Source organism: Cryptosporangium aurantiacum, assembly GCF_900143005.1.
Classification (GTDB): Bacteria; Actinomycetota; Actinomycetes; order Mycobacteriales; family Cryptosporangiaceae; genus Cryptosporangium; species Cryptosporangium aurantiacum.
This window is the reverse complement of sequence record NZ_FRCS01000018.1, coordinates 111,810-128,869: the sequence shown is the minus strand read 5'-3', so window position 1 is coordinate 128,869 and position 17,060 is coordinate 111,810. Positions and strand designations below refer to the sequence as shown.

Genomic DNA, 17,060 nt, shown 5'->3' with positions numbered 1-17,060 from the left:
CCCAGGGTACGACGTGATGCCGAAACCATGACGCCCCGGTGCGTGTCAACTGCCCCTCACCCGCGACGATGGCGCGCTCCCTTCCCGGGAGAAACGCCGAGACGGCCTCCACGTGAATCCGTGAAGGCCGTCTCGACGTCGGGCCGCGGGCCGGCACGCCCCTCCGGCCCGAGGCCGCACGCTCGGCGCGGCGGGTCAGCACACCCGCCGCGGCCCGGTCAGAACGTGCTCAGAACTAGCTCAGAACGCGCTCTCCGGCAGCTCCATGACGTCCAGCGTCGTGGACTCCAGCACCGCGCGGCGCGCGGTCAGCTCCGGCAGCACGGTCGCGGCGAAGAACCGCGCCGAGGCGATCTTGCCGTTGTAGAAGTCGCTGTCACCCGGCTTGGACGCACCGGCGTCCAGTGCCTGCAGCGCGACGTCCGCCTGCTTGAGCAGCAGCCACCCGACCACCAGATCGGTTGTCGACAGCAGCAACCGCGTGGTGTTCAGGCCGACCTTGTAGATGTTGGCCGGGTCCTCCTGCATCGACATCAGCTGCGTGACGCTCCACCCGACCATCGCCTGGACGTCGTCCAGCGCGGTCTTCAGCAGCGCGCGCTCGTTCTTCAGCCGGCCGTTGCCGCTCTCCGAGTCGATGAACGCCGCGATCTCACCCGCGAGCGAGGCCAGCGCCGTGCCCGAGTCCTTGACGATCTTCCGGAAGAAGAAGTCCTGGCCCTGGATGGCGGTGGTGCCCTCGTAGAGCGTGTCGATCTTGGAGTCCCGGATGTACTGCTCGATCGGGTATTCCTGGAGGAAGCCGGACCCGCCGAACGTCTGCAGCGACTCGGCGCCGAGCAGCTCGTACGACCGCTCCGAGCCACCGCCCTTGACCAGCGGCAGCAGCAGGTCGTTGAGGCGCTCGGCAGCCTTGGCGGCTTCGAGGTCGCCTGCCTCGTGGGCGAGGATCACCTGGTCCTGCACGGAAGCGGTGTAATGCACCAGCGCCCGCAGGCCCTCGGCGTAGGACTTCTGCCGCAGCAGGCTCCGCCGGACGTCCGGGTGGTTGATGATCGTCACCCGCGGCGCGGTCTTGTCCGCCTGCTTGGTGAGGTCGGCGCCCTGGACGCGCTCCTTCGCGTACTCCAGCGCGTTGAGGTAGCCGGTGGAGAGCGTGGCGATGGCCTTGGTACCGACCATCATCCGGGCGCCCTCGATGATCAGGAACATCTGGCGGATGCCGTCATGCACGTCGCCGACCAGGTAGCCCACGGCGGGCTTCTTCTCACCGAACGTCACCTCGCAGGTCGCGGAGACCTTGAGGCCCATCTTCTTCTCGACGTTCGTGACGTAGGCGCCGTTGCGCTCACCGAGGTTGCCCTCGTCGTCGAAGTGGTACTTCGGCACCATGAACAGGCTCAGGCCCTTGGTGCCGGGGCCACCGACGCCCTCGACGCCGACCGGACGCGCCAGCACGTAGTGAATGATGTTGTCGCTCAGGTCGTGCTCACCCGAGGTGATGAAGCGCTTGACGCCCTCGATGTGCCAGGTGCCGTCGGCCTGCGGGATCGCCTTGGTGCGACCGGCGCCGACGTCCGAGCCGGCGTCCGGCTCGGTGAGCACCATCGTGGAGCCCCACTGCTTGTCGATGAACAGCTGCGCCCACTTCTTCTGCTGCTCGGTGCCGAGCCGGTAGAAGATGCCCGCGAACGAGAAGCCGCTCGAGTACATGTGGACGGCGGGGTTCGAGCCGAGGATGAGCTCGGCGACCGACCACACCAGCTGACGCGGAGCCCGGGTACCGCCGAGTTCCTCCAGCGTGTCGAGCTCCCAGGCACCGGACTCGACGAACGCCCGGTACGACTTCTTGAACGACTCGGGCAGCGTCACCGAGTTCGTGGCGGGGTCGAACACCGGCGGGTTGCGGTCGGCGTCCGCGAAGGACTCGGCCAGCGGCCCCTCGGCCACCTCCACCATCTGCGCTAGGAACGCGCGGGCGGTCTCCTCGTCGATCGCCTCGAACGGGCCGTTGCCCAGGCGATCGCCGGCGCCGAAGACCTCGAAGAGGTTGAACTCGAGGTCGCGCAGGTTGGCTTTGTAGTGGCTCATCGCGGCATGTCCCTCCCGTGCCGACTGGCCCGCCGCTGCGACGAGCCCTACCAATCGGTATACCGGCCAGTAACAAATGCCATGTTACCGGCCAGTAATGCTGTTGTGCATGACAGTGAGCGGGCTCACTTCGCTGCGAATCCGCTACTTCGTGCGCGTGGATGACAAAACGGGGCGACCGCTGCTCACGACGTCCGAGAGCCGTGTGGACCACGGCTCACGGAACCATCGGAGAATGGCGACTAGGGCGGTGTGAGGGTGACGGTCGCCGAGCCATCGGCGCGCCCGCGACCCATCTGAGCGGGGGCCGCGCGACACACCCGCACCGCACCCATCGAGCGGCTCAGTCCCCGGTGATCGGGTCCCACTCCCAGGCCGGACGAGCGGCGCTGGGCGCATCGGGCTTGCGCTCGGCCCCGGTGTACTCGAGCAGGATCAGCGCGATGTCGTCGTCGAGCACCCCGTGCACCCATCCGCGCAGGGCGTTGACCAGCGACGTCAGCCCGTCCTCGACGGTGCCGTGGCCGGCGATCCGCCAAGCCCGCTCCCGGATCGGGAAGAATTCGCCGTCCTGCCTGGCCTCGGCGAGCCCGTCGGTGAAGAGCAGCAGCCGGTCGCCGGGCTCCAACCGCTCCACCCGGGGCCGCACCACCGGCAGGAACCCCAGCGGCGGCGCGGGCGACGGCGGCTCCAGCGGGATCACGCTCCCCCGGCGCAACAGCAGCGGCGCCGGGTGCCCGCAGTTGAGCACGGTCAGCGTCCCGCCGCGCTCCTCCACCAGGCACGCGGTGACGAAGTCCTCGTACCCGACCGACCGCGCCACCGCTCGGTCCAGGTCGGCGACGATCGCTCGCAGGTCCACCCGCTCGTGCGCGACGTGCCGGTAAGAGCCCAGCACGCTGCTGGCCAGTCGGACCGCTTCCAGGCCCTTGCCGCGCACGTCGCCGATCAGCACCCGGGTGCCGTAGGGGGTACTCAGCGCCTCGTACAGGTCACCGCCGATGTCGGCTTCCGCGTTCGCCGACACGTAGCGAACCGCCACCGACATCGTCCCGATGCGCGGTCCCAGCGGCCGCAGGACCGCCTGCTGGGCGACCGCGGCGAGCTTGCTCAACGTCGCCACCCGTTTGGACGTCCGGTCGCCGAGCATGCTCAGCCAGGCCGCCAGCGCGGTGAAGACCAGGATCGCGGCGAGCCGCAGGACTTGCTGGGGGTCGAACGCCGCGGCGTCCAGCATGCCCAGCGCCGCACCGAGCGCGAAGCAGAGCGTCCCCACGGCGAACGTCGCCCGATAGGACGCCAGCGCGGCCGCCAGGAATGGTGGCGCCACCAGGAGCCCGACGAACTGCAGACCGGGCATCGCGACGTCGAACGCCGCGATCGCGAACGCCAACAGGCACGCACCGACGACACCGGTGCGTGGAGACACCACCGGATCCCCTAGGTGCGGGTTCGTTGGCATCGACGGGTCCACCCCTGACAACACAGCGTGACGCGTCTGCGCACGGACCTTCCATAGGATGCCCGTTCGGTTGACGCTCGACTCGCCGCCACGGCGAGATCGAGCCATGTGCCCCGCGGTCTCGCCCGTTCGTCCGAGGGAGGACCGTCCCTTTGGTGGTACTTCGCTATGTGATTCCGATGCGCGAGCTGAGGATCGCGACTGCGGATTCACAAACTCGTGTTTCCGCTGTTCGGAGGCGTACTCGTCGCATTCGGACGACGCCCTGCTGCCGAGCATCCACGGATTCCGCGTCATCGGCGCCGGGTGCCGTCAGGAGCGGCGACGATGGTCGAGTTCGACCTCGCGCACCAGGCCACGCACGCCCAGCCGATCGCGGACCGGGAGTTGCGCGCCGTCGACGATCACCGCGGCTCCGAGGTAACGCGCGCCGGCGGCACTGATGATCTCGGCCAGCGCGGAGAGCTGCGCGCCGGTCTCCACCCAGTCGTCCACGACGAGGACCGAGTCGTCCGAACCGAGGTGGCGGGAGCGGACACCCAGGACGACCGGCCGGCCGTCGTGGCCGGGGCCGCTGCTGCGGGTGATCAGGTCGTCGGCGAGTTCGGCGCCGCTCAGATCGCGGTACGCCTCGACGAAGCCGACGCCCGCCGCTCGCGCGACCAGAGGACCGAGCAGGAAACCGCTGGTCGCGGGCGCGACGACCACGGTGGGTTGCGCCGGGGAGAGCGCGGCCAGCGCGGGCCCGATCCGGTCGAGGATGACCGGATCGCGCCACCAGCCGGAGCGGTCGGTGAGGAGGTGGTCGCACCACTCGCCGGGATCGATCCACCGGAACGCGGTGAGCAGCCGCTCCCGCAGGTCCGGATCGGCAGGCGTGACAGAACCCTCCGACCGGCCGACGGAGAGCGGGACACTCGACACGGGAGACACGGTACTGCGCATCCGGGAGGCTGTGCCGCATGGCAGCGATCGATGTGGACCGGGAGCAGGTGCTGGCCTACCGGGTGGGCGCGCACCAGTTCGACCGGTCGGTGGCAAAAGCCTCGCAGCTCGCGGTGCTCGACCTCGGCGTGGCCGACACACCGCCCGGTTCGGCCAGGCAGGCGCTCGCGGCCCGGCTCCCCGCGCTGCCCGAGCCGGACGACGACCTGGTGACGGTCTGGGGCGCCCGGGGTGCGCCGTTCGTCCACCGGGGCGAGGACCTCGCGGGCCTCGCCGCCGCCTTGCTCCCCCGCGACGAAGCCGACGCGAAGGCGCGGCTCGGCGGCTCCTCCGGCCGCGTCCCCGGCGGCGACCTGGACGCTGTGCTCGCCACCGCGTCGGCCTTGCACGAGTTGGTCAGCGCGCCGCTCAGCAAGGGGGAGGCCAGCACCGCGCTGACCGCCCGGCTGCCGCACCTGGCCACCTACTGCCGCGGTTGCCAGGTCGACCACGTGAGCGAACAGCTCGTGCGCATTGCGGGCCTGCCGGCGGGCGTCCGCATCGAACCCGGGACGACCCCGCTGGTGCTGGCTCCGCTGGACGAGTGGACACCGCCCACCGACCCGGTCGGGCTCGCCGGGCCGGCCCGCACCTACCTGCGCCTGCACGGTCCGGCGACCCAGTCCGAGGTCGCCGCCTACTTCACCGCCGACAAGGCCGCGATCCGCGACTCCTGGCCCGACGACCTGATCGAGGTCGTGGTCGACGGCAAGAAGGGGTACTGGCTCCCGGCCGAGGCGGAACCGGAGCTGCGGGCCCCGGCCCCGCCGGAGTTCGTCCGGCTGCTCCCGCCGAGCGACCCCTACCTGCAGACGCGCAACCGGAACCTGCTGGTGCCGGAGAAGGCCGAACAGAAGGCGCTCTGGCGTCCGATCAGCAACCCGGGCGCGATCCTCGCCGACGGGGAGATCGTCGGCGCCTGGCGTGCCCGGCTGTCCGGCAAGCGGCTGACGGTCACTCCGGAGGCGTTTCGCCCGCTACCGCCACCGGTGCTGGCCGCGATCGAGGACGAAGCCCGCGTCGTCGCGGCCGTCCGTGGCGCCTCCGACGTCCGCGTCACCGCGTAACAGCGCAGCCCGGCGAAACTCGGGAGCGCCATACCCCGCGCACGACCCCGCAGAAGTCGTCAGAATTCACAGGATGACGGGGAGTGCACTGGTACTCGGCGGGGGCGGAGTCACCGGCATCGCGTGGGAGATCGGGATGCTGGCCGGACTGCTCGACGTCGGTGTGGACCTCACGACCGCGGACCTGATCATCGGGACGTCCGCCGGCTCAGTGGTCGGGACGATGATCGCGACCGGCTGCGACGTCGAGGAGCTCTATCGCCGGCAACTGGCGCCCAGCGGCAGCGAGCTGGCCGCACGGATGGGCACCGCCGTCCTGCTCCGCTGGGGGTTCGCCGCGGTGACCAGCCGCAGCCCGGAGCGGTTCCGGGCGCGGGTCGGCGCGCTGGCGCGACGTACCCGGACGGTTCCCGAGGAGGAGCGCCGCCAGGTCATCGCCTCCCGGCTGCCGATCCACAATTGGCCGGACCGCCGCCTGGTGGTAACCGCGGTGGACGCCGTGACCGGCGAGCTCGCTCCGTTCGACCGACACAGCGGCGTCGGGCTGGTGGACGCCGTCGCGGCCAGTTGCGCGGTGCCGGGCGTCTGGCCACCGATGACCGTCAACGGGCGTCAGTACATCGACGGCGGCGTCCGCTCCACCGCCAACGTCGACTTGGCCTCCGGCGCCGATCGGATCGTCGTGCTGGCACCGTTACCGCGGGGCGGCGGCCCGATGCCCGGCGTCTCGTCGCAGGTCGCCCAGCTCGGTGACTCCGCGCGCGTCGCGGTTGTGACGCCGAACCAGGAGGCCAGGGCCGCGTTCGGGCGGAACGTGCTCGACCCCGCGCGCCGCGGGCCGTCCGCCCGCGCCGGGCGCGCGCAGGCCGCCGACGCCGCGCTCGCCGTGCACTCGGTGTGGTCAGACTCTCCGTAGCGCTGGCCAGAGGGAGGCCCAGGAGTCGACGGGGTCGCGGCACAGGTACAGCGGGGCGCCGTTCTCCTCGTTGTCGACGTCCACTCCGACGTCCACCGACCCCACTCGCTCCACCGAACCGAAGAACCGCCGCAGGTACGCCGGATCCTCGATACCCACCGCGACGACGACGTCCGCCGACTCGGGCGGCGTCCCGAAATCGGCGACGCTCATGTGGCCGGAGTACACCGGCACGGTCCCGTAGCGGGCGATCGCCCCGGCCTCCCCGTAGTTGCTCGTCAACACGACGGCTCCGGGCGGTGTGACGCGCTCGACCGAGGCCACCATTGCCGGCCATCCGATCGTCTCGCCGGCGTCGTAGTTGATCGCGACGACGGCGTCCGGAAGTGACGAAGCAGGCCAGAGCGGCAGCATCAGCACAGCGTCCGACACCGCACAGAACACCACCGCGGACGCGAACACGACCCGCCGCAGCACCACCCGACCCCGGGAGAGCCACCCGCCCAGCGGCACCGCGCCGACGCCGGTCAGCGCCAGGAGCAACGCGGCGTCGTAGTAACCCTTGCCACCGCCGAGCAGCACCAGCACGACGACGACCACCCATGCCCACGCCAGCGCGCGATACGGACGCCACTCCGGCCGCCGGAACAGCGCGACCAGCCCGGAGATCCACACGACGGTGGCGACCCAACTCACGATCACCAGCTGTAACGCGAGCGCCACCGGCCGCCCGGCGTACGAGCTGTCACCGGACGCGATCTCGCCGGCGACGTCGAGCTGCGGGAAGCCGTTGGCGATCTGCCAGGCCAGGTTCGGTGCGAACAGCAGCAGCGCGATCGCCCCGCCGGCCAGCACCCAGCGGTCGCGCAGCAGCCGACGCGGCCCGGCGATCAGCAGGCCACCCACCAACCCGATCACCAGCAGCCCGACGAGGTACTTGTTGAGCAGACCGAGGCCGGTCACCGCGCCGATCAGCAGCGCCCAGCGGGTGTCTCCGGTTCGCAGCACGCGCACGAACAGCCAGATGATCACCAGCCAGATCACGACGTCGATCGTGGTGGTGCTGAGCAGGTGCCCGAATGCGAACGCGGCCGACGACGTCGCGACCAGCGCCGCCGCCAGCAGCTGCGCGCCGCGGCCGCCGCCGACCTCGCGGGCGGTCAGCGCGACCAGCACCACGCAGGCGCCCGCGATCAGCGCGGACGGCGTGCGGAGGACGGTCAGGTTGCCCGGCGCGATCGTCTCGGCGAGGCGGGCGATGGCCGGGGTCAGCGGCGGCTGATCGACGTAACCCCAGTCGAGGTGCTGCCCGCACAGCAGGAAGTACAACTCGTCGCGGTGGTAGCCGTAGCGTCCGGCAACAGCGAGCAGGATGGCGCTCACCGTTGCCGCTATCAACCACACCCAGCGGTCCAGCGGCGGGATCTGCCGAGTAGTGACCTGCGTCATACCTTCAGGATGTGGGGTCGATGCCAGCGAGCACATCGGATTCGCAGACAGCGAACCGTTTGGGCCTACAGAGTCATCGGCAGGCAACTGACCGGCGCAGGAGCGGTCCGCTCCGGATACGCTCGGCTCATGGCTGTGGTTCCGCTCGGACTGCCGGCCGTGCCGGGCCAACGTCCGGGCACGGCAGTCGACCGACCCGTCGGTGCGCCCGGGCTCGTCGACCGCTTCGGACGGCGCGCCACCGACCTGCGGGTCTCGCTCACCGACAAGTGCAACCTGCGGTGCAGCTACTGCATGCCGCCGGAAGGGCTGCCCTGGCTGCCGTCGGACCGAGTCCTCACCGACGACGAAGTGATCCGCCTGGTGACGATCGCGGTGGAGCGGCTCGGTGTCACCGAGGTCCGGTTCACCGGTGGTGAGCCGCTACTCCGGCGCGGGCTGGTGGACATCCTGCGTGCGGTGACCGCGCTGCGCCCGCGGCCGGAGACGATGCTGACGACGAACGGCATCGGGCTGGAGCGACTGGCACCCACGTTGGCCGAGGCCGGCCTCGACCGGGTGAACGTCTCGCTCGACACACTCGACCGGGAGACGTTCCACCAGCTGGCGCACCGCGACCGGCTGGACGACACGCTCGCCGGGTTGCGGGCCGCCACCGCAGCCGGGCTCACGCCGGTGAAGATCAACAGCGTGCTGCTGCGCGGGCTCAACGAGCACGAGGCCGTCGGGCTGGCGGAGTTCGCGCTGGCCGAGGGCCACGAGCTCCGGTTCATCGAGCAGATGCCGCTGGACGCGCAGCACTCCTGGGACCGCGGAGAGATGGTCACCGCCACCGAGATCCTGGCGGCGCTGCGTACCCGCTGGTCGTTGACGCCGGATCCGGCCCATCGGGGCGCGGCACCGGCGGAGACGTGGCTGGTCGACGGGGGCCCTGCCCGGATCGGTGTGATTGCTTCGGTGACCCGCCCGTTCTGCGGAGCCTGCGACCGCACTCGGCTCACCGCCGACGGTCAGGTGCGCAACTGCCTGTTCGCGACCGGCGAGACGGATCTGCGGGGCGCGCTGCGCTCCGGTGCGTCGGACGACGAGATCGCGGAGATCTGGCGGATCGCGATGTGGGGGAAGCTCGCGGGCCACGGCATCGACGACCCGTCCTTCCTCCAGCCCGATCGACCGATGTCAGCGATCGGAGGCTGAGTGAGCATCACCGTGCGGTACTTCGCGGGTGCGCGGGCCGCGGCCGGCGTGGAGGAGGAGACTGCCAGCGCGCAGACGCTCTCCGAACTGCGCGCGCAGCTGGCCGAGGCGCACGGCGAGCGCCTGGAGCGGGTGTTGACGGCCTGTTCGTTCCTGGTCGACGGGGTGGCGGCGCGAGACCTGTCGGCGCCGCTCCCGGCCGGGGGCACCGTGGACGTCCTGCCGCCGTTCGCCGGCGGTTGATTCCTCAGGCTCTTTTCAGGAGCGGCCCCCTACGCTCCGCACGGGTCGGAGAGCGCTAAGGCTCTCTAGGTTTTTCTAGTAAATGCACTAGATAGTGGTAGAGGGGGCAATGCCGCGGTGGGCATCGCACAGATCATCGTGATGATCGTGGTCGTCGTCGCCGTGCTCGGCGGTATCCACACCTACCTGTGGTGGCGGCTGGTCGCGAGCCCGTTCCGGTCGCGGCGGGCCCGGTGGATCGGCGCCGGAGTGCTGTTCGCGATCGTCGGCTTCGCCATGTTCGGCCTGCGCGGCCGCCCGGATTCGTTGCCCGAGCCGCTCGAGACCGTCGTGAGCTGGGGCGGTCCGCTCTGGGTCGCGGTCATGTTCTACCTGCTCATGATCCTGCTCGTGCTGGAGCCGGTGCGGCTGATCGGCCGCGTCCTGCTGGCCCGCCGCGTACGTGTCCGCCGGGCGCAGGTCGCTGCGCTGGTGCCGGCCACAACCACGGCGGACGCCGCGACGGGCACCACCGAGGCACCGGCGGATACCCCGGCTGCGGGCTCGGAGGAAGCCTCGGCAGAGGTCGAGACCTGGGGCCACAACCGCCGCATCTTCCTGGCACGCGCGCTGGCGTTGACCGCGGGCGTCGGCGCGCTCGGAACCGTCGGCTATGGCATCACCGAAGCGCGCAACGTCCGGGTCAAGCGGGTGTCGATCACGCTTCCGCGCCTCGACCCGGCACTGGACGGCTTCCGGATCGCCCTGCTCACCGACATCCACCTGTCGGCGACCCTGCACCGTCCGTTCGTCGACCGTGTCGTCAACAAGGTCAACGCGCTCGACGTCGGCGCGGTCGCGATCGTCGGCGACCTGGTCGACGGCAGCGTGGCCGAACTCGGTGAGGACGCCAAGGCGCTGAGCGAACTCCGCTCGACCCACGGATCGTTCTTCGTCACCGGGAACCACGAGTACTACTCCGGCGCCGAGGAGTGGGTCGAGTACCTGCCGACGATCGGCGTTCAGGTGCTGCGGAACCGCCGGATCGAGATCCCCGGCGGAGCGGGTCTCGACCTGGCCGGCGTGGACGACGTCACCGCGGCCCAGTCCGGTGTCCCCGGCCACGGGGCCAACCTCGCGGCGGCCCTGGACGGCCGTGATCGCGACCGGCCGGTCGTCCTGCTCGCGCACCAGCCGGTCCAGTGGCCCGAGGCGGTCGATCGCGGCGTCGACCTGCAGCTCTCCGGCCACACCCACGGCGGCCAGATGTGGCCGTTCACGTACGGCGTCCGGCTGGAGCAGCCGGTGGTGGCCGGTCGCGCCCAGGACGGCGACAGCCAGATCTACGTCAGCCGCGGCGTCGGCTACTGGGGACCGCCGGTTCGTGTCGGCGCGCCACCGGAGATCAGCCTGATCGAACTCCGCGCGCTCTGATGCTCTCTTCACCTCTCTAGGAATTACCGAAGAGAGCGGTAGAGAAGCGCAGAGCCACTCGTCGCGACCCCCGGACGGGGGTCTAGCATTTGCCCCCATAACAAGGTCCAAGCGGGCACTTGACCCGATCCGGCATTATCGGGGGCCTCATGCGTGTCTGCAGCGCAGCAGGCTCGCAGGAAAACTTGACCATCGAACACTGAACCGTTGGGCGCTGCCCCGCGTGACCGGGGCAGCTCCCCGCGGCACGTGCGGCGCGGCGCGGGCGTGACTGAAGAGTGTCCACCGCGGGAAAGGCACTGATTCATGACCCACGCTGTTCCTCGTCCACGCAAGCCCCAGGCGCGCACGAGCACGTCGCGGCACCCGGTCACGCCGGTGCGCCCGTCGACCGCGGCGGATCGGCGCGCGCTCGTGAACCCGGATCGGGTCCCCCTCGATCGGCAACCTCCGCTACCGAAGCGGACGCCGGGGGAAGCGCTGGACGACGTCCACCGGAACAGCATCATCCAGATCAGCCGGGCCCAGCTGGCCGACGGCAACCCACCGAGTTCCGACCGCTGGTTCCGCGCCAATCGCGAACCGGAAGCCTGAGCGCGACACGTCGAGAATTCTCTAGCGAGATCTACCACTCTCGCTAGAAAGCTCGATACGGTCCACGCGCATGGACCCGGTCCGCAATCCGTACGCCCCCGGTGCCGGACAGCGCCCGCCCGAGCTGGCCGGGCGCGACCGCGAACTCGACCAGTTCGACGTCGTGCTCGAACGTGTCTCCCGCCGGCGTCCCGAACGCTCGATGATCCTCACCGGCCTCCGCGGGGTCGGTAAGACGGTCCTGCTCAACGCGCTGCGCTCGCAGGCCATCGGACGCCGCTGGGGCACCGGCAAGATCGAAGCGCGGCCCGACCAGCAACTGCGCCGGCCGCTCACCAACGCCCTGCACATGGCCGTGCGCGAACTCTCGTCCCACCATCGTGCGCTCGACCAGATCGACGACTTCCTCGGCACGCTCAAGGCGTTCGCCCTGCGCTCCAACCCGTCCGGCGGCAAGATCCGCGATCGCTGGCAGCCGGGCATCGACGGCCCGGCCACCAGCGGGCGGGCCGACTCCGGCGACATCGAGATCGACCTCGTCGAGTTGCTCACCGACGCCGCCGATCTGGCCACCGCGGTCGGCACCGGCATCGCGCTGTTCATCGACGAGATGCAGGACCTCGGCGCCGAGGACATCTCCGCGCTCTGCGCCGCCTGCCACGAGCTGTCCCAGACCGGTGCGCCGCTCATCGTCGTCGGTGCCGGCCTGCCGCACCTGCCCGCGCTGCTGTCGGCCAGCAAGTCCTACTCCGAGCGGCTGTTCCGCTACGTCCGCATCGACCGGCTCGACCGCGCCGCCGCCGATCTCGCGTTGCTCGCCCCCGCCGAGCGCGAGGACGCCACGTTCGACGAGGACGCGCTGGCCGCGCTGTACGACGCCGCCGACGGCTACCCGTACTTCGTCCAGGCCTACGGCAAGGTCACCTGGGACGTCGCCCCACGCTCGCCGATCACCGCCGCGGACGTGAAGGTGGCCGCTCCCGAGGCCGAAGCCGAGCTGGCGGTCGGGTTCTTCGGCTCACGCTACGAGCGGGCCACCCCCGCCGAGCGCGAGTACATGCGGGCGATGGCCGAGCTGGAGAACTCGTCCGACGGCGGCGCGGTCTCCACGTCCGAGGTGGCGGTATCGCTCGGACGCAAACCGTCGAGCCTTTCGCCCGCCCGGGACAGCTTGATCAAGAAGGGTCTGATCTACTCCGCAGAACGTGGGACGGTAGCGTTCACCGTGCCGCATTTTGCCCGATACCTCCGGACGCAGCCGACCTGAACTTAGAGAAAGTGGCGGCGACCGGGCAGAGTGAGCGGTGAAAACCTGACCGCCTGGGAGTGGCACGATGACCGACGAGCAGAAACCGCGCTCGGACGAGGGCGACGGCCCGCTGCTCACCGATGACCGCACCGAGGCGCCCATCGGGTCCGGCAAACGCCGGTGGAGCAGGCGGCTGACGACGTTCGCGATGGCGTGCGGCCTGGTGATCGGAGCCGCCGCGCTCACGCTGGAGGTCGAGGAGCAGCGCGACCGCGACCAGCGGAGCCTGATCGTCGCCGAGCAGGAGCGGCTGGATCGGATCGAGAGCGTGCTCACCGCCCCGGACGCAGTCAGCCGGAACACGACGACCGAGAGCGGGCTCCGGCTCTCGACGGTGTTCTCCTCCGAGCACCACGCCGCGGTGGTCACGTACACCGATCTGCCGGACATCCCGGAGCGGCAGACCTACCAGCTCTGGCGGGTCCGGAACGACAAGACCAAGTCGATGCGGATCCTGGCTCCCGGCGCGCGGAAGGGCTCAGCGCTGGTGCTCGACCTCGAAGAGGGGGACGCGGTGGCGTTCACCGTCGAGCCCGAGGGCGGAGTCGGGCAGCCCACCGGCGACATCGTGGTGGGCCTGCCCCTGACCTGAGGCCCTACGCGTCGCGGAGGCGCTGAGGCCTGATCGCCGCCCACTCCAGCGAGTGGCGGATGCCCTCTTCCACCCCGTACTTCGGCTCCCAGCCGAGCAGGTCCCTCGCCAGCCCGTTGCGGGCGTACGCGCCCACGACGTCACCGGGGCGGGCCGGGGCGTCCCGGTGCGGCAGCGGTCCACCGATCACGGCCTCGAACGCCGCGACGAGCTCACGCACGGTCGTTCCGGTGCCGCTGCCCAGACAGATCACCCGGTACCCGTCGTCAGCGGGCACGACGTCGTCGAACCGGCGAAGGCCCTCGACGTGTGCGCCCGCCAGGTCCCAGACGTGGACGTAGTCCCGGATGCCGGTGCCGTCGCGGGTCGGCCAGTCGATGCCGGTGATGCTGAACGTGACGTGGTCCTCGTACGCCTGGACGAGCTTGCCGAGCGCGTGCGAGGGCCTGGCCACCTGGAGGCCGGTCCGCAGCTGCGGGTCGGCCCCGATCGGGTTGAAGTAGCGGAGCGACAGCACCCGCAGCGAGCTGGCCTGCGCGACGTCCCGCAGCACGTTCTCCACCATCACCTTGGTGGTCGCGTACGGGCTCTGCGGGTCGATCGCGGAGTTCTCGTCGACCGAGAAGTCCGGGTCCGCCCCGTACATCGACGCCGACGAGCTGAAGATCAGCCGCTCGCACCCGTTGCGCTGGAGATGCCCGATCAGCTCGATCGACTTGGCGACGTTCTCCCGGTAGTACCGGAGGGGGTCCGCCATCGAGTCCGGGACGACGATCAGCGCGGCGCAGTGGATGACCGCGGCGATCTCGGGGTGCTCGGCGAAGATCCGGTCGACGAGCGCACCGTCGGCGATGTCACCGTGGTAGAACGCCCGCCCTTCGGTGAACTCTCGCCTGCCGGTGACCAGGCTGTCGAGGATGACCGGCTGGATCCCGCCGTCCAGGCAGGCCGAGCCGATCGTGCTCCCGATGAAGCCGGCACCGCCGGTGATCAAGACCTTCACACTCGAGTTCCTTCCGCCGTGTGACAGACCCGATCGTAACGGCCGTCAACGACGCTTCCGGACCGAGACGGAGTGTGCCCCCTCAGGGGCAGGCCACCCACTCGTCAGTACCGTCGTCGAACACCTGGCGCTTCCAGATCGGGATCCGGGCCTTCACCGCGTCGACCAGCTCCGCGCAGAGCACGAACGCCTCGGCCCGGTGCGCGGTGCTCACCGCGCAGGCGAGCGCGGTGTCACCGAGCTTCAGCGGGCCGATCCGGTGGCTCACCGCGACCGCCTCGACGCCGTCGCGCGCAGCGAACTCGGCGGCGATCTCGGCCAGCACCTCACCCGCCGACGGGTGACCGGTGTACTCCAGCTCGGTCACGATCCGCCCGTGGTCGTGGTCGCGCACCACACCGGAGAAGCCCACCACCGCACCGGCGGCCAGCACGGATACCGCCTGCTCGTGCTCGGCGGTCGAGATCGGCTCCTCGGTGACCTGGGCCACCACCACCCGGTGGCCGGCCTGCCGGATCGTCTCGCTGCTCATGGCCCCCATCCAACCACCGGATTCCCGGACCGGCAGCTCAGCCGGGCATCGGGACGAAGTCGGCCTTGGCGCCGGTCGGTGCCGTCGTGTCCGGGCGCACGATGACGAACCCGTCGGCGCCGGCCACGCCCCGGAGCATCGCCGACCCGGCGTGCGGCAGCGTCACCGCGCCGTCCGGCGTGAGCCGGGCCAGCGCGAGGTGCGTGAACGTGCCCCGGCCCGGGACGTCGTTCGCGAGCACCACCGAGGCCAGCGGCGGCAGCGGCGCACCGGCGAGACCGGCCAGCAGCGGCGCCGCGAGCGTCACCAGGCCGATCACCGCCGACTGCGGGTTGCCCGGCAACCCGACCAGCCAGCCGGCGCCCGGCCCCGGCAGCGTCGCGGTGAGCATCGGGAAGCCCGGCCGTACCGCGACCGTGTCGACGACGTACGAGGCGCCCAGCGTGGCGAGCGTGGGGTGCAGGTGGTCCACCGGCCCGTGCATGGTCCCGCCGGTGGTGAGGACGACGTCCGACTGCGCGGCAGCCTCGCGGACCGCGGTCTCGTGCGCCTCCAGCGTGTCGGCGGCGCGGGTCACCGAGACCACGTCCGCACCCAGCCGCCGCAGCCAGCCGGGAAGCGAGGGTCCGAGCGCGTCCCGCACCCGGCCGGCCCCGGGCGGCCCGCTGTCGAGCAACTCGTCGCCGAACACGACCAGCGCGACCCGCGGACGCCTGCGGACGGCCAGCACGTCGTGCCCGCACGCGGCGGCCAGCGCCAGCACGCCCGGCGTCACCCGGACGCCCGGCGGCAACAGGATCTCGCCGGCGGCCGCTTCCTCGCCGGTCGGACGCCACTCCTGCTTCTCCGGCAGCGACGCGGTGACCCAGGAGCCGTCCACCTCGGTGCTCTCCAGCCGGATCACGTGCTCGGTGCCGACCGGCACCATCGCGCCGGTGGCGATCTCCACCGCCGTGCCGGACGTCACCGTGATCTCGCTGGCGTCACCGGCCAGGACCTGACCGACCAGCCGCCACGGCGCCGGGCCGGCCACCGCGTACCCGTCCACGCTGGACGTGTCGAATGCGGGTAGCGCGGTGAGCGTCACCAGCGGAGTGGCCAGTACGGCGCCGTCGGCCTCCGGCAGCGGTACCGGCCGGCCGGGTAGCGGGGTGGCTGCCGTGTGCACGGCCGCTCGGGCGTCGTCCCAACTGATTGGGTGCTTCACGCGTGGCCTCCGGGGTCACTACGCGGGTGGTCTCCGCCACGGAGCTGGTCGACCGCGTGCCCGAGGATCGGGCCGAGCACCGCCAGCCCGTCCTTGGCGCCGCCACGGGAACCGGGCAGGTTGACGATCAACGTCCGCCCGGCCACCCCGGCGAGTCCGCGGGACAGCATGGCGGTCGGAATGCGCGGAACCGCGTAGGCCCGGAGGGCCTCGGCGATGCCCGGCACCTGGTAGTCGAGGACCGCCGCCGTGACGTCCGGTGTGCGGTCGGTCGGATTGATGCCGGTGCCGCCGCTGGTGAACACGACGTCGACGCCGTCGGCGACGGCGCCCCGGAGCGCCTCACCCACCGGCTCGCCGTCCGGCACCACGACCGGCTCACCCACCTCGAACCCGAGCGCGCGCAGGCCCTCGGCCAGCAACGGTCCACTCTCGTCGGAGTACACGCCTGCCGCGGCCCGATTCGAGGCCACGATCACCCGAGCGGTCCTCACCGGTCGGCCGGCCTGCGCCAGGAGCCGGTCTTGCCGCCGTCCTTCGCCTCGCAGCGCACCGCGTCCAGCGAGGCGGCCGGGTCGACGGCCTTCACCATGTCGATCAGCGCCAGCCCGGCGGCGGCGACCGCGGTGAGCGCCTCCATCTCGACGCCGGTGCGGTCGGCGGTACGGGTGGTCGCGGTGATCGCGATCTCTTCGTCGCGAATTTCGAAGTCGACCGTAACGCCGTGCAACGCGATCGGATGACACAGCGGCACCAGGTCGGGCGTCCGTTTGGCGCCCATGATCCCGGCGATCCTGGCCACCGAGATCGCGTCGCCCTTCGGCAGGCCGTCTCGGCGGAGTAGGCCGATGACCTCGGCAGTCGTCCGTAGGAGACCGGTCGCGACAGCGGTGCGGACGGTCGCCGACTTCGCGGAGACGTCCACCATCCGAGCCGCCCCGGCCGCGTCGACGTGACTGAGCTCCGGCATGGCACCAGAGCTTACTGTCCGTCCCGGTGCT

Annotated in this window: 17 protein-coding genes; 8 read left to right on the top strand and 9 right to left on the bottom strand. The window is 71.1% G+C overall.

Annotation, left to right across the window (positions count from 1 at the left end; genetic code table 11):
* Positions 1-240 precede the first annotated feature (240 nt).
* The 3 genes from BUB75_RS37205 to BUB75_RS37195 form a co-directional block, all read right to left on the bottom strand.
* On the bottom strand, positions 241-2,091 hold the full coding sequence (locus BUB75_RS37205) for an acyl-CoA dehydrogenase (protein ID WP_073264245.1): 1,851 nt from the start codon (positions 2,089-2,091) through the stop codon (positions 241-243).
* 343 nt (positions 2,092-2,434) lie between these two features.
* On the bottom strand, positions 2,435-3,553 hold the full coding sequence (locus tag BUB75_RS37200) for a PP2C family protein-serine/threonine phosphatase (protein WP_073264307.1): 1,119 nt from the start codon (positions 3,551-3,553) through the stop codon (positions 2,435-2,437).
* Between the two features lie 312 nt (positions 3,554-3,865).
* The gene (locus BUB75_RS37195; RefSeq protein WP_178380083.1) at positions 3,866-4,477 is read right to left on the bottom strand and encodes a phosphoribosyltransferase family protein; all 612 of its coding nucleotides are present in this window, start codon (positions 4,475-4,477) and stop codon (positions 3,866-3,868) included.
* A gap of 38 nt (positions 4,478-4,515) precedes the next feature.
* Here BUB75_RS37195 and BUB75_RS37190 point away from each other — a divergent pair, with 38 nt between their 5' ends.
* Both BUB75_RS37190 and BUB75_RS37185 read left to right on the top strand, forming a co-directional pair.
* A complete protein-coding gene (locus BUB75_RS37190) occupies positions 4,516-5,604 on the top strand; it encodes a DNA glycosylase AlkZ-like family protein (protein ID WP_073264243.1) in 1,089 nt (362 codons plus the stop codon).
* A 73-nt stretch (positions 5,605-5,677) separates the two neighbouring features.
* Entirely contained in the window at positions 5,678-6,520 is an 843-nt protein-coding gene (locus tag BUB75_RS37185; RefSeq protein ID WP_084742177.1) for a patatin-like phospholipase family protein, read from the top strand.
* Here BUB75_RS37185 and BUB75_RS37180 read toward each other — a convergent pair.
* Positions 6,506-7,969: a glycosyltransferase family 39 protein gene (locus BUB75_RS37180; RefSeq protein ID WP_073264241.1), complete on the bottom strand. Its 1,464-nt coding sequence runs from the start codon at positions 7,967-7,969 to the stop codon at positions 6,506-6,508. The genes BUB75_RS37185 and BUB75_RS37180 overlap by 15 nt on opposite strands.
* A 129-nt stretch (positions 7,970-8,098) precedes the next feature.
* Here BUB75_RS37180 and moaA point away from each other — a divergent pair, with 129 nt between their 5' ends.
* The 6 genes from moaA (at position 8,099) to BUB75_RS37150 (ending at position 13,317) form a co-directional block, all read left to right on the top strand.
* Complete coding sequence (gene moaA / locus BUB75_RS37175) at positions 8,099-9,166, top strand: GTP 3',8-cyclase MoaA (RefSeq protein WP_084742175.1); 1,068 nt, start codon at positions 8,099-8,101, stop codon at positions 9,164-9,166.
* Positions 9,167-9,409 carry a MoaD/ThiS family protein gene (locus BUB75_RS37170; RefSeq protein WP_073264239.1) on the top strand — a complete coding sequence of 81 codons (243 nt, stop codon included), beginning with the start codon at positions 9,167-9,169 and terminating at the stop codon, positions 9,407-9,409.
* 117 nt (positions 9,410-9,526) lie between these two features.
* Positions 9,527-10,822 (top strand): metallophosphoesterase, encoded by a 1,296-nt coding sequence (locus BUB75_RS37165; RefSeq protein ID WP_218617995.1) that lies wholly within the window; start codon positions 9,527-9,529, stop codon positions 10,820-10,822.
* Positions 10,823-11,128: 306 nt separating this feature from the next.
* Positions 11,129-11,416, top strand: a complete 288-nt coding sequence (locus BUB75_RS37160) for a hypothetical protein (RefSeq protein WP_143175661.1) — start codon at positions 11,129-11,131, stop codon at positions 11,414-11,416.
* 70 nt (positions 11,417-11,486) lie between these two features.
* On the top strand, positions 11,487-12,683 hold the full coding sequence (locus BUB75_RS37155; protein WP_073264235.1) for an ATP-binding protein: 1,197 nt from the start codon (positions 11,487-11,489) through the stop codon (positions 12,681-12,683).
* Between the two features lie 67 nt (positions 12,684-12,750).
* Positions 12,751-13,317 carry an anti-sigma factor gene (locus BUB75_RS37150; RefSeq protein WP_073264233.1) on the top strand — a complete coding sequence of 189 codons (567 nt, stop codon included), beginning with the start codon at positions 12,751-12,753 and terminating at the stop codon, positions 13,315-13,317.
* Positions 13,318-13,321: 4 nt separating this feature from the next.
* On the opposite strand, the gene galE is transcribed toward BUB75_RS37150, so the two are convergent.
* From galE to moaC, 5 genes are all read right to left on the bottom strand, one after another.
* Positions 13,322-14,320: a UDP-glucose 4-epimerase GalE gene (gene galE, locus BUB75_RS37145; RefSeq protein WP_073264231.1), complete on the bottom strand. Its 999-nt coding sequence runs from the start codon at positions 14,318-14,320 to the stop codon at positions 13,322-13,324.
* Positions 14,321-14,402: 82 nt separating this feature from the next.
* Positions 14,403-14,852 carry a molybdenum cofactor biosynthesis protein MoaE gene (locus BUB75_RS37140; RefSeq protein WP_143175660.1) on the bottom strand — a complete coding sequence of 150 codons (450 nt, stop codon included), beginning with the start codon at positions 14,850-14,852 and terminating at the stop codon, positions 14,403-14,405.
* A gap of 37 nt (positions 14,853-14,889) precedes the next feature.
* Complete coding sequence (locus BUB75_RS37135) at positions 14,890-16,059, bottom strand: molybdopterin molybdotransferase MoeA (RefSeq protein WP_073264227.1); 1,170 nt, start codon at positions 16,057-16,059, stop codon at positions 14,890-14,892.
* Complete coding sequence (locus tag BUB75_RS37130) at positions 16,056-16,553, bottom strand: molybdenum cofactor synthesis domain-containing protein (protein ID WP_073264225.1); 498 nt, start codon at positions 16,551-16,553, stop codon at positions 16,056-16,058. Before BUB75_RS37130 ends, BUB75_RS37135 begins: the two co-directional genes overlap by 4 nt.
* On the bottom strand, positions 16,550-17,029 hold the full coding sequence (gene moaC / locus BUB75_RS37125) for a cyclic pyranopterin monophosphate synthase MoaC (protein WP_143175659.1): 480 nt from the start codon (positions 17,027-17,029) through the stop codon (positions 16,550-16,552). The genes BUB75_RS37130 and moaC overlap by 4 nt, the downstream gene beginning before the upstream one ends.
* Between the last annotated feature and the right edge of the window lie 31 nt (positions 17,030-17,060).